This window comes from Curtobacterium pusillum, assembly GCF_007680845.1.
Taxonomy (GTDB): domain Bacteria; phylum Actinomycetota; class Actinomycetes; order Actinomycetales; family Microbacteriaceae; genus Curtobacterium; species Curtobacterium pusillum_B.
On sequence record NZ_VEIY01000006.1, the window covers coordinates 251,661 to 266,818 of the forward strand.

Genomic DNA, 15,158 nt, shown 5'->3' on the forward strand with positions numbered 1-15,158 from the left:
AGACCCCACCACCCCATGGCAGCACCCCGCACCGAACAGACCCGCTACTCGTTCGTCGTCGCCTCGAACCGCCTCCCGGTGGACCGGGTCGTCGACGAGGACGGCAACGAAGGCTGGCGGCATTCGCCCGGTGGCCTGGTCACCGCCCTCGAGCCGGTGATGCGTGCGAACGACGGCGCCTGGGTGGGCTGGGTCGGTCAGCCGGACGTCGACGTCGACCCCTTCGACAACGAGGGCATCCACATCGTCCCGGTCGCGCTGAGCGCCGCGGACGTCGAGGAGTACTACGAGGGGTTCAGCAACGACACCCTCTGGCCGCTCTACCACGACGTCATCGAGCACCCGAGCTACCACCGCGACTGGTGGATCGCGTACAAGCGCGTGAACGAGCGCTTCGCCGACCAGATCGCCGAGATCGTCGAGCAGGACGGCATCGTCTGGGTGCAGGACTACCAGCTGCAGCTCCTCCCGGCGCTGCTGCGGGAGCGCCGCCCGGACCTGACGATCGGCTTCTTCAACCACATCCCGTTCCCGCCGGTCGGCATCTACGCGCAGCTCCCGTGGCGCGCGCAGATCCTCGACGGGCTGCTCGGTGCGGACGTGATCGGCTTCCAGCGGCACGACGACGCGAGCGACTTCCTCCGCGCCGTCCGCCACATCAAGGGCTACACGACGAAGGGGTCGACGATCGACGTCCCCGTCGACGACCCCGCCGCTCCCCGCAGCCGCAAGGGCATCACGGTGCGCCACGTCGAGGCGCGTCACTTCCCGATCTCGATCGACGCCGCGGGCTTCGAGGAGATCGCGCACCGCCCGGAGGTCCAGGAGCGCGCGCGGGAGATCCGCGAGAGCCTCGGCAACCCGAAGACCGTCCTCCTCGGCGTGGACCGCCTTGACTACACCAAGGGCATCCGGCACCGCATCAAGGCCTTCGGCGAGCTCGTCGAGGACGGCCGCATCGCGGTCGAGGACGCCACGCTCATCCAGGTCGCGAGCCCGAGCCGCGAGCGCGTCGACACGTACGCGGCACTCCGCGACGAGATCGAGCTGACCGTCGGCCGCATCAACGGCGACCTCGGCGTGATCGGACACCAGCCGATCGCCTACCTGCACCACGGCTACCCGCGCGAGGAGATGGTGGCGCTGTACCTCGCCGCGGACATCATGCTCGTCACCGCGCTCCGCGACGGCATGAACCTCGTCGCGAAGGAGTACGTGGCCGCACGCTTCGACAACGACGGCGTCCTCATCCTGTCCGAGTTCGCCGGCGCCGCGGACGAGCTGAAGCAGGCCGTCATCGTCAACCCGCACGACATCGGGGCGCTCAAGGACTCCATCGAGCGGGCCATCCAGATGCCCCGTCGTGAGCGGTCCACCCGCATGCGCGCGCTCCGGAAGCGCGTGCGCGACAACGACGTGGCACGGTGGTCCCGGTCCTTCCTCGAGGCCCTGGACCGGCACGCCCCGCGGAACGCCCAGATCGACCCGTCCGCGGTCGACCCGAAGGACCAGCACCGCGAGGCGCAGACCGACCGCATGTCGATCTTCGACCAGGACGCGCAGACCGCGCGTGCCGCCGAGGACACCCGGGAGGCGCGTGATGCGTGAGACGACGACCGACCAGACCGCCATCGACGCGGCCCTCGAGACGCTCGCGGCTGCGCCGCGACTCATCGTCGCCCTCGACTTCGACGGCACCCTCGCGCCGTTCGCCGACGACCCGTCCCAGGTCGGTGCGCTGCCCGGGTCCTGGGCGGCGGTGCTCACCCTGCAGCGGGCGAAGGACACCGAGGTCGTCCTGGTCTCCGGGCGCCCGCTCGACAGCCTCGCCCGGGTCACGCACGCACCGGCCGAGATGGCACTGGTCGGCTCGCACGGGGTCGAGTGGCGGGTCGACGGCCACGATGAAGCCGCGCTCTCCGACGACGAACTGGCCCGGGTGGCCCGCATCGGTGCGGCGCTCGACGAGGTGGGCGCACGGTTCCCCGGCGTGGTCATCGAGCACAAGCCCGCGGGGCACGGCGTGCACACCCGACGGGTCAGCGCCGACGTCGCGGCGGAGGCGAACGCCGCAGCCAGCGCGGCCGCGCACGATGCCGACCCCGGCGTGCTCGAGCGCGGCGGCAAGGACATCGTCGAGTTCGCCGTGCGGCACGTCACGAAGGGTGACGCCATCGCGCGGCTCCGCGAGCTGCGGGGCGCGGACGCCGTGTTCTTCGCGGGTGACGACGTCACCGACGAGGACGCCTTCCGGGTCCTCGGCGACGGCGACGTGGGCGTGAAGGTGGGGGATGGCGACACGCTCGCCGGCTTCCGCGTGGACGACCCGGCGGCCCTGACCGACGTCCTGAAGCAGCTGGCGCGCCTGCGCGCGACGCGCTGACCAGCCCGACCCGCGCCTCCCGGCCGCCCTTTCATCATGCGAACGCATGTTGTTGTCCCGGTGGTATCCCAACTGCGCCTAGACTCGCTCCATGCCTGATATCGACGTCAAGCCGCGCAGCCGGGTCGTCACCGACGGGATCGAAGCGACCACCTCGCGTGGCATGCTCCGGGCCGTCGGCATGGGGGACGAGGACTGGGACAAGCCGCAGATCGGCATCGCCTCGTCCTGGAACGAGATCACCCCGTGCAACCTCTCCCTCGACCGCCTCGCGCAGGGGGCGAAGGAGGGCGTGCACTCCGGCGGGGGCTACCCGCTGCAGTTCGGCACCATCTCCGTCTCCGACGGCATCTCGATGGGCCACGAGGGCATGCACTTCTCCCTCGTCTCGCGCGAGGTCATCGCGGACAGCGTCGAGACCGTCGTCAACGCCGAGCGGCTGGACGGCACGGTCCTGCTCGCCGGGTGTGACAAGTCCCTGCCGGGCATGCTCATGGCAGCGGCGCGCCTCGACCTCGCGAGCGTCTTCCTCTACGCGGGCTCGACCATGCCGGGCTACGTGAAGCAGGCCGACGGCTCGATGAAGGAAGTGACGATCATCGACTCCTTCGAGGGCGTCGGTGCGTGCAAGGCCGGCACGATGAGCGAGGAAGAGCTCAAGAAGATCGAGTGCAACATCGTCCCGGGCGAGGGTGCCTGCGGCGGGATGTACACGGCCAACACCATGGCCTCGGTCGCCGAAGCCCTCGGGATGTCGCTCCCCGGATCGGCCGCGCCGCCCAGCGCGGACCGCCGCCGCGACTACTACGCGCACCGTTCCGGCGAAGCCGTCGTCAACATGCTGCGGCTCGGGCTCACCGCGCGGCAGATCCTCACGAAGGAAGCCTTCGAGAACGCCATCACCGTCGCCATGGCGCTCGGTGGTTCGACCAACGTCGTCCTCCACCTCCTCGCGATCGCGCACGAGGCCGAGGTCGAGCTCTCCCTCGACGACTTCAACCGCATCGGCTCGAAGGTCCCGCACCTGGCGGACATGAAGCCGTTCGGCAAGTACGTCATGGTCGACGTCGACCGCAACGGTGGCATCCCGGTGATCATGAAGGCGCTGCTCGACGCCGGACTGCTGCACGGCGACGTCATGACCGTCACGGGCAAGACCATGGCCGAGAACCTGGCCGAGATCGACCCGCCCGCCCTCGACGGCGAGGTGTTCCGCACGCTCGACAACCCGATCCACGCGACCGGTGGTCTGACCATCCTCAAGGGCACCTTCGCACCGGAGGGCGCCGTGGTGAAGACCGCGGGCTTCGACGCCGAGGTGTTCGAGGGTCCCGCCCGCGTGTTCGACCGCGAGCGCGCCGCGATGGACGCCCTCACCGAGGGCAAGATCCAGAAGGGTGACGTCGTCGTCATCCGCTACGAGGGCCCCAAGGGCGGTCCGGGCATGCGCGAGATGCTGGCCATCACGGCGGCCATCAAGGGCGCTGGACTCGGCAAGGATGTACTACTGTTGACGGACGGACGATTCTCAGGCGGCACAACCGGCCTGTGCATCGGCCACATCGCACCGGAAGCGGTGGACGCAGGTCCAGTCGCATTCGTGCGCGATGGCGACCGCATCCGTGTCGACATCGCGGCTCGCTCGCTCGACCTACTGGTCGACGAAGCCGAGCTGGAAGCCCGCCGCGAAGGCTGGGCCCCGCTGCCCCCGCGCTACACCCGCGGAGTCCTCGCGAAGTTCGCGAAGCTCGTCCAGTCCGCCGCCAAGGGCGCGGTGACGGGCTAGCGTCGACACACGCTCATCGCCATCTCTCCAGGCAAGGAACACCTCATGCCCACGGAAGCCACTCCGCTGTCCGCGGCCGCCGGTGCACGCCGGACGCCGGAGATCCTGACCGGCTCGGGAGCCGTCCTCCGGACGCTCGAGCACCTCGGGATCACCGACGTCTTCGGCCTGCCGGGCGGCGCCATCATCCCCTTCTACGACGAGCTCATGGCGTCGGAGACGATCCGGCACATCCTCGTCCGGCACGAGCAGGGCGCCGGCCATGCCGCCGAGGGGTACGCCTCCGCGTCCGGCAAGGTCGGCGTCGCCATCGCGACGTCCGGCCCCGGCGCGACGAACCTCGTCACGGCCATCGCCGACGCCTACATGGACTCGGTGCCGTTCATCGCCATCACCGGGCAGGTGTTCTCGACCCTGATGGGGACGGACGCCTTCCAGGAAGCCGACATCGTCGGCATCACGATGCCGATCACGAAGCACTCGTTCCTCGTCACCGACCCCGCCGACGTGCCCGCGACGCTCGCCGCCGCGTACCAGATCGCCACGACCGGCCGCCCCGGCCCGGTCCTGGTCGACATCACGAAGGACGCCCAGCAGAAGTCGGCGCCGTACGTGTGGCCGCCGAAGATCGACCTGCCCGGCTACCGCCCGGTGACGAAGGCGCACGGCAAGCAGATCGCCGCAGCGGCGCAGCTCCTCGCGGAGTCGCAGCGCCCGGTGCTCTACGTCGGCGGCGGCGTCGTCCGCGCCGAGGCCACCGCCGAGCTCCTCCGCTTCGCCGAGGCCACCGGCGCGCCCGTCGTCACGACCCTGATGGCCCGCGGCGCGTTCCCGGACTCGCACGCCCAGCACCTCGGCATGCCCGGCATGCACGGCACGGTCCCGGCGGTGCTCGGCCTGCAGGACAGCGACCTCATCATCGCGCTCGGTGCCCGGTTCGACGATCGCGTGACCGGCAAGGCCGACGAGTTCGCGCCGGACGCCAAGGTCGTGCACGTCGACATCGACCCCGCCGAGATCTCCAAGATCCGGTTCGCCGACGTCCCGATCGTCGGCGACGCGCGTGAGGTCCTGAAGGACCTGCTCGAGGCGTGGAACGGCATCCCCGTCGACGACCGTGCTTCGACCGCCGCGTGGTGGGCGAAGCTCGAGCAGCTGCGCGTCGACTTCCCGCTCGGCTACGCGGAACCGACCGACGGCCTCCTCGCCCCGCAGGCGATCATCCGTCGCATCGGCGAGCTCACCGGTCCGGAGGCCGTGTACGCCTCCGGCGTCGGGCAGCACCAGATGTGGTCCGCGCAGTTCATCAAGTACGAGCGCCCGCACGCCTGGCTCAACTCGGGCGGCGCCGGCACCATGGGCTACTCGGTGCCCGCCGCGATGGGCGCCAAGGTCGCCGAACCGAACCGCGTGGTCTGGGCGATCGACGGCGACGGCTGCTTCCAGATGACCAACCAGGAACTCGCGACCTGCGTCATCAACGACATCCCGATCAAGGTCGCGATCATCAACAACTCGTCGCTCGGCATGGTGCGGCAGTGGCAGACGCTGTTCTACGACGGCCGTCACTCGTTCACCGACCTCGAGACCGGCCACGCGTCGCGCCGGGTGCCGGACTTTGTGAAGCTCGCCGACGCCTACGGTGCCCTCGGCATCCGCGTCGAGAAGGCCGACGAGGTCGACGCGGCGATCGAGCTCGCCCTCGCCACGAACGACCGTCCCGTGGTGATCGACTTCGTGGTGAGCCGCGACTCCATGGTGTGGCCGATGGTCCCGCAGGGCGTCAGCAACTCGTCCATCGAGTACGCCCAGGCCCTCGCGCCCACCTGGGACGACGAGGACGCCGACATGACGGGGGAAACCGCATGAGCCACGTCCTCTCCCTCCTCGTCGAGGACAAGCCGGGCCTGCTGACCCGCGTCGCGGGGCTGTTCGCCCGCCGCGGGTTCAACATCGAGTCCCTCGCGGTGGGCAACACCGAGGTCGACGGCCTCAGCCGGATCACGGTCGTCGTCGACGTCGAGGACCTCCCGCTGGAACAGGTGACGAAGCAGCTCAACAAGCTCGTCAACGTCATCAAGATCGTCGAGCTGGACTTCCCGCAGTCCGTCCAGCGCGAGCACATGCTCGTGAAGGTGCGCGTCGACAACCAGACGCGCTCGGCCGTCCTCGAAGCCGTGAACCTGTTCCGCGCCCAGGTCGTCGACGTCGCGACCGACTCGCTCGTCGTCGAGGTGACCGGCGACCCCGGCAAGATCCAGGCGATCCTCCGCGTGCTCGAGCCCTACGGCATCAAGGAGCTCGCCCGTGCGGGCCTCCTCGGCATGGGCCGCGGCCCGAAGAGCATCACCGACCGGGTGCGCTGAGCACCCCCAGACCACCAGAACCAAGGAGACACACCCTCGTGACTGACATCGTGTACGACGCCGACGCCGACCTGACGCTCATCCAGGGCAAGAAGGTCGCGGTCATCGGCTACGGCTCGCAGGGCCACGCCCACGCCCTCAACCTCCGCGACAGCGGCGTCGAGGTCAAGGTCGGCCTGCAGGAGGGCTCGAAGAGCCGCCAGAAGGCCGAAGAGGCCGGGTTCGAGGTCCTCACCCCGGGCGACGCCACCGCCTGGGCCGACGTCGTCGTCATCCTCGCCCCCGACCAGGTCCAGCGCATCGTCTACGCCGAGGACATCAAGCCGAACCTCAAGGACGGCGCGACGCTCGTCTTCGGCCACGGCTTCAACATCCGCTTCGGCTACATCGAGGCGCCGGAGGGCGTCGACGTGTCGCTCGTCGCGCCGAAGGGCCCGGGTCACACGGTCCGCCGCGAGTACGAGGCCGGCCGCGGCGTCCCCGTGATCGTCGCCGTCGAGGTCGACGCCTCGGGTTCCGCGTGGGACCTCGCCTGGTCCTACTCCAAGGCCATCGGTGGCCTGCGCTCCGGCGGCATCAAGACCACGTTCACCGAGGAGACCGAGACCGACCTGTTCGGTGAGCAGGCCGTCCTGTGCGGCGGGACCTCGCAGCTCATCCAGTACGGCTTCGAGACCCTCGTCGAGGCGGGCTACCAGCCGCAGATCGCCTACTTCGAGGTCCTGCACGAGCTCAAGCTCATCGTCGACCTCATCTGGGAGGGCGGCCTCACCAAGCAGCGCTGGTCCGTCTCGGACACCGCCGAGTTCGGTGACTACGTCTCCGGCCCCCGCGTGATCTCGCCCGACGTCAAGGAGAACATGAAGGCCGTCCTCGCGGACATCCAGAACGGTGCCTTCGCGAAGCGCTTCATCGACGACCAGGACGCCGGCGCCCCCGAGTTCAAGGCGCTGCGTGCCAAGGGCGAGGGACACCCGATCGAGGCCACCGGCCGCGAGCTCCGTGCGCTCTTCGCCTGGAAGTCGAACGACGCCGACTACGTGGACGGTTCGGCCGCGCGGTAGTCTTCGCAACACCACTCGATGACGAGGCGGCGGTGCTCCCTGCACCGCCGCCTCGCGATGTGACCCGAACGTTATGCAGCTGCTCCTGATCCGACCCGACGCCGTGCACCGGCGTCCCTCCGGCGACCCCGCGACCGTTGGACGACGCCCGTCGTCCGTCCGGCGCGGCCACGGTCAGGCGTGCGTCGTCCGGCATGGGAGGATCATCGGATGGCGGTGACGAAGCGAGCGGTCCACATCGGCGCCGGCAAGATCGGTCGCGGGTTCGTGGGACAGTTCCTGGTCGCGAGCGGCTACGAGCTCACCTTCGTGGACGTCGACGACCGCGTCGTGTCGGCCCTCAACGAAGCCGGGCGCTTCGTCGTGCACGAGGTCGGCGAGATGCCGGTCGAGCACCTGGTCTACGGGTTCCGCGCCCTGAGCAGCAAGACCGACCGCGATCAGGTCATCCGTGCCATCGCCGAGGCCGACGTCGTCACGACCGCGGTCGGGGCCCGCACCCTGCCGCTGGTCGCACCGGTGATCGCGGAAGGGCTCGCCGCCCGTCCCCTGGAGCTCGGCGACGTCACGATCGTGGCCTGCGAGAACGCCTTCAACGCCACGGACTCGCTGCACGCCAGCATCCGTCGCGCCCCCATCCTCGAAGACCGGGACATCGCCGCCGTGTTCGCGAACTGCGCGATCGACCGGATCGTCCCGGACCAGTCCGGGGTGCTCGGTCAGTCCGGCGGCCTCGACGTGGTGCTCGAGCCCTTCTACGAGTGGGTCATCGAGCGCACACCGTTCGCCGACTCGGACGCCGAACCGCCCGCGATCGACGGCGTGACGTGGGTCGACGACCTGCAGCCGTTCGTCGAGCGGAAGCTGTACACGGTGAACACCGCGCACGCGACGGCCGCCTACCACGGCTACGTCCGGGGCATCCGCCTGATCCGTGAAGCCCTCGAGGACCACGACGTCCGCGCCGAGGTCGACGGCGTCCTCGCCGAGACCACCGCGCTCCTCGTCGCGAAGCACGGCTTCGACCCGGCGGAACACGCGCGCTACGTCGCCGCGAACCTCTCCCGGATCGCCAACCCGCACCTGCCGGACACCACCGTCCGTGTCGGGCGCAACCCGCTCCGCAAGCTCGGCCGCCGCGAACGCTTCGTCGGTCCGGCCGCGCAGCTCGCCGAACGCGGGCTCCCGGTCGACCACCTGCTCGGTGCGATCCGCGTCGCCCTCGACTTCGACGACGAGAACGACCCCGAGTCGATCGAACTGCACGCGCTGCTCCGCTCCGGTGCCACGGCGCACGCGCTCACCGAGATCCTCACCGGCCTGATGGAGAGCCACCCGCTCTTCCCCGCGGTGCGCGACGTCGTCGCACAGGTCCTCGAGACCCAGCCCGCCGACGCCTGACCAGCACGCGCACAGCCCGTCCATGGTCGAGCCGTAGCGGCTCGCCTCGTAGAATCGGGTGCATGACCACGGCAGCATCCCCGCCCGACGGCTCGGTCGACCACGACGACGACGCCCTCAGCTGGGGCGACGCCGACGACTCGACCCACGTGGACGCGGCGCACAACCCGGTCGCCGTCAAGGCCAGGGGGTCCCGCGATCCCGAAGCGCCGGAGACCTCCGGCTCGCTCATCGGCTTCGGGGTGTTCGGCGGGCTCTACCTGCTCTACACGGTCGCGTGGCTGCTGACCGCCTCCACCTCGTACGTCTCCGACGTCGACACCGTGCTGACCGTCTTCGTCGAGGTCCTGCGGTTCCTCTCGATCGTCGCGCCCGCGCTCTGGTTCACGGTCGTGCTGTGGGCCGGACGTGGCCGACGCACGCGCACGAGACTCCTCTGGATGCTCCTCGGCGCCGTGGTCCTGTTCCCGTGGCCGTTCCTCATGACCAGGAGCTTCTGATGACCGCCGCGACCCCGACGGTCCACCGGTCCTCGCGCGCGCTGGTCGGCCGCATCGTGGTGTGGGCGGTGTTCGCCGTCCTCTTCGCGTACATGACGGTGCAGGCCGTCGGCAACCTGTCGCAGATCTCGCAGAAGGTCACCGAGTTCAACGCCTTCCTCGCCACGACCTCCGGTGGGGACTCGCTCAAGACGAGCACGCCGTGGTTCTGGCTGGTCCTCGACATCCTCATCGCGCCGGTCGCGTTCGTGGTCGCGCTCGTCATCACCCGCCGCTCCACGTTCGCCGTGACCCTGGCGGTCTTCGTCGTCGCCTTCGCGGCAGCGGGCGCCCTGTGGTTGGACCTGCAGCTCTTCGTGCCGAGCCTGCTGGAGTTCTGACCCCCGAGCGCCGTCGCGGTCGTAACCGGCTGCGCACGTCGATACGATGGTGGGATACCGCCCGTCTCGTGTGAGGAACTGCAGCTGTGCCGAAGCCGGTCGTCCTGATCGCCGAAGAACTCTCGCCCGCCACAGTCGACGCCCTCGGGCCCGACTTCGAGATCCGGAACGTGGACGGTACCGACCGTCCCGCACTCCTGGCCTCCCTCGCCGATGCGGACGCCGTCCTGGTGCGCTCCGCCACCAAGGTCGACGCCGAGGCGATCGCCGCCGCGCCGAACCTCAAGGTCGTCGCCCGTGCCGGCGTCGGACTCGACAACGTCGACATCAAGGCGGCCACGACCGCCGGGGTGATGGTCGTCAACGCGCCGACCTCGAACATCATCTCGGCCGCCGAACTGACGGTCGGGCACATCCTGTCGCTCGCCCGGCACATCCCGGCCGCGCACGCGTCGCTGTCCGCCGGTGCGTGGAAGCGGTCGTCCTACACCGGTGTCGAGCTCTACGAGAAGACCGTCGGCATCATCGGCCTCGGTCGCATCGGCGCGCTCATCACGCAGCGCCTGCAGGCCTTCGGGGTGTCGGTCATCGCGTACGACCCGTACGTCACGACCGCCCGCGCGCAGCAGCTCGGGGTCGAGCTCGTCTCCCTCGACGACCTGCTCCGTCGCTCGGACTTCGTCACGATCCACATGCCGAAGACCCCCGAGACCCTCGGCATGATCTCCGACGACCAGTTCGCGCTCATGAAGCCGACCGCCTTCGTCGTGAACGTGGCCCGTGGCGGCCTCATCGACGAGGACGCCCTGCACCGTGCGCTCACGTCGGGCACGATCGCCGGCGCCGGCCTCGACGTCTTCGTGTCCGAGCCCCCAAAGGACTCGCCGCTCGTCTCGCTGCCGAACGTCGTCGTGACGCCGCACCTCGGCGCATCGACCGACGAAGCCCAGGAGAAGGCGGGCGTCTCGGTCGCCAAGTCGGTGCGCCTCGCCCTCGGCGGCGAGCTCGTCCCCGACGCGGTCAACGTTGCCGGCGGGGTCATCGACCCGTACGTGCGCCCGGGCATCCCGCTGGTCGAGAAGCTCGGCCAGGTCTTCACCGGCCTCGCCACGTCGCCGGTCACGAGCATCGACGTCGAGGTGCACGGCGAACTCGCCGAGTACGACGTCAGCGTGCTCAAGCTCGCGGCGCTCAAGGGCGTCTTCACCGACGTCGTCAGCGACCAGGTGTCCTACGTCAACGCCCCTCTCATCGCCGAGCAGCGCGGGGTCACCGTCCGGCTCATCACCGACTCCGACAGCTCGGAGTACCGGAACGTGCTGACGATCCGCGGCGCCCAGTCCGACGGCCCGGCGATCAGCGTGTCGGGCACGCTCACCGGCCCGAAGCAGGTCGCGAAGCTCGTCGAGATCAACGGCCACGACGTCGAGGTCGCCCTCGCCGAGCACCACGTGGTGATGGTCTACACGGACCGCCCGGGCATCGTCGCCGTCTACGGCAAGGAGTTCGGCGACGCCGGCATCAACATCGCGGCGATGCAGATCTCGCGGCGCGAAGCCGGGGGGCAGGCGCTCAGCGTGCTGACCGTGGACTCGCCGGTCCCGGCCGAGATCCTCGAGCACGTCCGGTCCACGATCGACGCGGCGTCGCTCCGCGAGATCGACATCACGCTGTAGGGGAGTGGCGGACATGCCTGAGGACAACACGGTGCAGACCCTGCAGCTCGCGGTGATCCGCGGCGACGGCATCGGTCCCGAGGTCGTCGACGAAGCGCTCAAGGTGCTGCACGCGGTCCTGCCCGACGACCTCGTCGTCGAGGAGACCCCGTTCGCCCTCGGTGCCTCGCGGTACCTCGAGACCGGCGACATCCTCACCGAGGACGACATGTCCGCCATCGCCTCGCACGACGCGATACTGCTCGGTGCGGTCGGGGGCGACCCCCGCGACCCCCGACTCGCCGGCGGGATCATCGAGCGCGGGCTGCTGCTCAAGCTGCGGTTCGCGTTCGACCACTACGTGAACCTGCGCCCGACGAAGGTGTACGACGCCGTCGGCACGCCGCTGGCCGACCCCGGTGCCGTCGACTTCGTCGTCGTGCGTGAGGGCACCGAAGGGCCGTACGTCGGCAACGGCGGTGCGATCAGGACCGGGACCCCGCAGGAGATCGCGACCGAGGTGTCGCTCAACACCGCGTTCGGCGTCGAGCGGGTCGTGCGCTACGCGTTCGAGCTCGCAGCCCGCCGGGAGCGGAAGCACCTCACGCTCGTGCACAAGAGCAACGTCCTCGTGCACGCCGGAGCGCTCTGGCAGCGCACCGTCGCCGCCGTCGGGCAGGAGTTCCCGGACGTCACCGTGGACTACCAGCACGTCGACGCCGTCACCATCCACATGGTGAAGGAACCTGCTAGGTTCGACGTCATCGTCACGGACAACCTCTTCGGCGACATCATCACCGACCTGGCAGGCGCGATCAGCGGCGGCATCGGTATGGCGGCCTCGGGAAACATCAACCCGGACGGCACCTTCCCCAGCATGTTCGAGCCGGTCCACGGCTCCGCCCCGGACATCGCGGGTCAGCAGCTGGCCGATCCCACGGCCGCCATCCTGTCCGTCGCGTTGCTGCTCGACCACATCGGTCGCAGCGATCTCGCGTCGGCGGTCACGCGGGCGGTCGAGGCCGACCTCGCTGACCGGGGCACCTCGCAGCGTCGCACGGCCGAGATCGGCGACGCCATCGCCGCCGCGGCCACGGCACGCACCACCACCGCCTGACAGGAGTTCCCCCAGATGAGCACCGACACCGCCTTCGGACTCGAGTTCGCCACCACGCCGTCGGCCGAGCGCCGCGCCGAAGCCGAGCGCGAGGCGATCCTCGCCGACCCGGGCTTCGGCAAGCACTTCACGGACCACATGGCCACCGTGCAGTGGACGATCGACGCCGGGTGGCACGACGCCTCGATCCACCCGTACGGACCGCTCACGCTGGACCCCAGTGCGAGCGTGCTGCACTACGCGCAGGAGATCTTCGAGGGCCTCAAGGCGTACCGGCACGCGGACGGCTCGGTGTGGACGTTCCGACCGGACGCGAACGCCCGGCGCTTCCAGCGGTCCGCGCGCCGGCTGGCGCTGCCGGAGCTCCCGGTGGAGACCTTCGTGGACTCGATCCGGCAGCTCGTGCGGACCGACGTCGACTGGGTGCCGTCCGCCCCGGAGACGAGCCTGTACCTCCGACCGTTCATGATCGCGACCGAGTCGTTCCTCGGTGTCCGCGCGGCGCAGGCCGTGGCGTACCACTGCATCGCGAGCCCGGCCGGCGCGTACTTCACCTCCGGGCCGAAGCCGGTGTCCATCTGGTTGTCGAGCAACTACGCCCGAGCCGGCAAGGGCGGGACCGGGGCGGCCAAGACCGGCGGCAACTACGCGTCCTCGCTCCTGCCCCAGCAGGAGGCGTACGAGCACGGCTGCCAGCAGGTCATGTTCCTCGACTCGGCCGAGGGCAAGTACCTCGAAGAGCTCGGTGGCATGAACGTCGTGCTCGTGAAGTCCGACGGCACCCTCGTGACGCCCGACTCCGACTCGATCCTCGAAGGCATCACCCGCGACTCGATCCTGCAACTGGCAGAGGACCGCGGACTGCGCGTCGAGCGTCGCCGGGTGACCCTCGACGAGTGGCGTGACGGCGTCGCGGACGGCTCCATCACGGAGGCGTTCGCGTGCGGCACCGCTGCCGTGGTGACCCCGATCGCGGAACTCCGCGGTGAGGGGTTCACCATCGGGGCGCCGACCGAGGGCGCTGGCGAGCTGACGATGTCCCTCCGTGCGGAGCTCACCGACATCCAGTACGGCCGTCGCGCGGATCCGCACGGCTGGATGACGAAGCTGACCGACGCGTCCTGATCGACGACCGGGCGTCGGTAGGGTCTCACTGTGAAGATCGCACGGTTCAGCAGCAAGGGTGAAGACCCGCGGTACGGCATCCTCGACGAGCGCGACCTGGTCGTGCTGGCGGGCGACCCGATGTACCAGGGCTTCGAGACGACGGGGGAGCGCGTCCCCCTCGCGGACGCGAAGCTCCTCGCCCCGGTCATCCCGCGGTCGAAGGTCATCGGCGTGGGGCTCAACTACGCCGAGCACGCATCGGAGATGGACGAGCGCTCCGGCGACGACCCGGTGGTGTTCCTCAAGCCGAACACCTCGGTCATCGGCCCCGAAGACCCGATCCGCCTGCCCGCCGGCGTGGGCCGTGTCGACCACGAGGGCGAACTCGCCATCGTGATTGGGTCGCTCGCCAAGAACGTCACGCGGGAGGACTTCGCGAGCGTGATCCTCGGCTACACCATCGCCAACGACGTGACCGCGCGGGACCTCCAGGCCCGGGACGGCCAGTGGACCCGGTCGAAGGGATTCGACACGTTCTGCCCGCTCGGCCCGGCCATCGAGACCGAGATCGACCCGTCGGACATCCGCATCGAGACCCGGGTCGACGGGGATCTCCGTCAGGTGGGTTCCACGAGCGAGATGGTGCACGACATCCCGTCGCTCATCGAGTTCATCTCGTCCATCTGGACGCTCCTGCCCGGCGACGTCATCCTGACCGGCACCCCGGCCGGGGTCGGCGAGATCCGCGACGGCGAAGTCGTCGAGGTGACGATCGAAGGCCTGGGCACGTTGAAGAACCCGGTCATCGCCCGGCACTGACCGGCCTCGACCCGCAGCACCCGGACGGCCCGCTCCCCATCGTGGGGGCGGGCCGTTCCGCGTCCCGGCGGCGATCGGCGCCGGCGACACGCCCGGGGTGCGGGGCGGTTGGCGGGCACCCCGAGGCGTGTGTAGAGTAATCACTCGTTGCCGCTGAGGCGGAGAACGGAACGGCCGAGACGGTCACCGGAGCGAGAGCCCCGGGGACGCAGTCCGGACGGGGTCCCGCTCAGGCAACGACTTCCCGATGAAGAACCTCCCTCGTGGCGGTGTCTTCCGGGTGTGACGAAATGCCTCTCTGGCGGAACCTCTTCACGGGGTCGAGCGGGGGGTGCGTCTGGTCCTTGAGAACTCAACAGCGTGCACATTGTCAATGCCAATTTATTGACCCCGTGACTCATCAGCTTGCTGGTGGGTTCGGAGACAATTCCTTTTGGATTGAAGATTGTCAGTAGACAGTCAACAGTCAGTATCAACTCGCTGGCACTTCGGTGTTGGTTGTAATTTTTTTACGGAGAGTTTGATCCTGGCTCAGGACGAACGCTGGCGGCGTGCTTAACACATGCAAGTCGAACGATGA

The 15,158-nt window shown here is 69.5% G+C and carries 13 protein-coding genes and 1 rRNA gene; all 14 read left to right on the forward strand.

Translation table 11 applies throughout. From position 1 onward, the window contains the following. Nucleotides 1-15 precede the first annotated feature (15 nt). Entirely contained in the window at nt 16-1,608 is a 1,593-nt protein-coding gene (gene otsA, locus FS825_RS14350) for an alpha,alpha-trehalose-phosphate synthase (UDP-forming) (protein ID WP_144714168.1), read from the forward strand. Then, nucleotides 1,601-2,383 (forward strand): trehalose-phosphatase, encoded by a 783-nt coding sequence (gene otsB, locus FS825_RS14355; protein WP_144714170.1) that lies wholly within the window; start codon nt 1,601-1,603, stop codon nt 2,381-2,383. The genes otsA and otsB overlap by 8 nt, the downstream gene beginning before the upstream one ends. A gap of 91 nt (nt 2,384-2,474) precedes the next feature. Beyond that, the gene (gene ilvD, locus FS825_RS14360) at nt 2,475-4,169 is read left to right on the forward strand and encodes a dihydroxy-acid dehydratase (RefSeq protein ID WP_144714172.1); all 1,695 of its coding nucleotides are present in this window, start codon (nt 2,475-2,477) and stop codon (nt 4,167-4,169) included. A gap of 45 nt (nt 4,170-4,214) precedes the next feature. After that, entirely contained in the window at nt 4,215-6,038 is a 1,824-nt protein-coding gene (locus FS825_RS14365) for an acetolactate synthase large subunit (protein ID WP_144714174.1), read from the forward strand. Next, a complete protein-coding gene (gene ilvN / locus FS825_RS14370) occupies nt 6,035-6,535 on the forward strand; it encodes an acetolactate synthase small subunit (RefSeq protein WP_144714176.1) in 501 nt (166 codons plus the stop codon). The genes FS825_RS14365 and ilvN overlap by 4 nt, the downstream gene beginning before the upstream one ends. A gap of 38 nt (nt 6,536-6,573) precedes the next feature. Beyond that, nucleotides 6,574-7,599 carry a ketol-acid reductoisomerase gene (ilvC, locus tag FS825_RS14375; RefSeq protein WP_144714178.1) on the forward strand — a complete coding sequence of 342 codons (1,026 nt, stop codon included), beginning with the start codon at nt 6,574-6,576 and terminating at the stop codon, nt 7,597-7,599. 210 nt (nt 7,600-7,809) lie between these two features. Then, the gene (locus FS825_RS14380; protein ID WP_144714180.1) at nt 7,810-9,000 is read left to right on the forward strand and encodes a mannitol-1-phosphate 5-dehydrogenase; all 1,191 of its coding nucleotides are present in this window, start codon (nt 7,810-7,812) and stop codon (nt 8,998-9,000) included. A gap of 62 nt (nt 9,001-9,062) precedes the next feature. Continuing rightward, nucleotides 9,063-9,500 (forward strand): hypothetical protein, encoded by a 438-nt coding sequence (locus FS825_RS14385; protein WP_144714182.1) that lies wholly within the window; start codon nt 9,063-9,065, stop codon nt 9,498-9,500. Then, nucleotides 9,500-9,880, forward strand: a complete 381-nt coding sequence (locus FS825_RS14390) for a hypothetical protein (RefSeq protein ID WP_144714184.1) — start codon at nt 9,500-9,502, stop codon at nt 9,878-9,880. Before FS825_RS14385 ends, FS825_RS14390 begins: the two co-directional genes overlap by 1 nt. An 86-nt stretch (nt 9,881-9,966) precedes the next feature. Further along, entirely contained in the window at nt 9,967-11,556 is a 1,590-nt protein-coding gene (gene serA / locus FS825_RS14395) for a phosphoglycerate dehydrogenase (RefSeq protein WP_144714186.1), read from the forward strand. Between the two features lie 13 nt (nt 11,557-11,569). Further along, nucleotides 11,570-12,652 carry a 3-isopropylmalate dehydrogenase gene (locus FS825_RS14400; protein WP_144714188.1) on the forward strand — a complete coding sequence of 361 codons (1,083 nt, stop codon included), beginning with the start codon at nt 11,570-11,572 and terminating at the stop codon, nt 12,650-12,652. Between the two features lie 15 nt (nt 12,653-12,667). Continuing rightward, complete coding sequence (locus tag FS825_RS14405) at nt 12,668-13,777, forward strand: branched-chain amino acid aminotransferase (protein ID WP_144714190.1); 1,110 nt, start codon at nt 12,668-12,670, stop codon at nt 13,775-13,777. Nucleotides 13,778-13,807: 30 nt separating this feature from the next. Beyond that, nucleotides 13,808-14,578, forward strand: coding sequence for a fumarylacetoacetate hydrolase family protein (locus tag FS825_RS14410; protein WP_144714192.1), 771 nt, complete (start codon nt 13,808-13,810; stop codon nt 14,576-14,578). A 508-nt stretch (nt 14,579-15,086) separates the two neighbouring features. Beyond that, nucleotides 15,087-15,158: ribosomal RNA gene (locus FS825_RS14415) — 16S ribosomal RNA — on the forward strand; the annotation flags it as partial.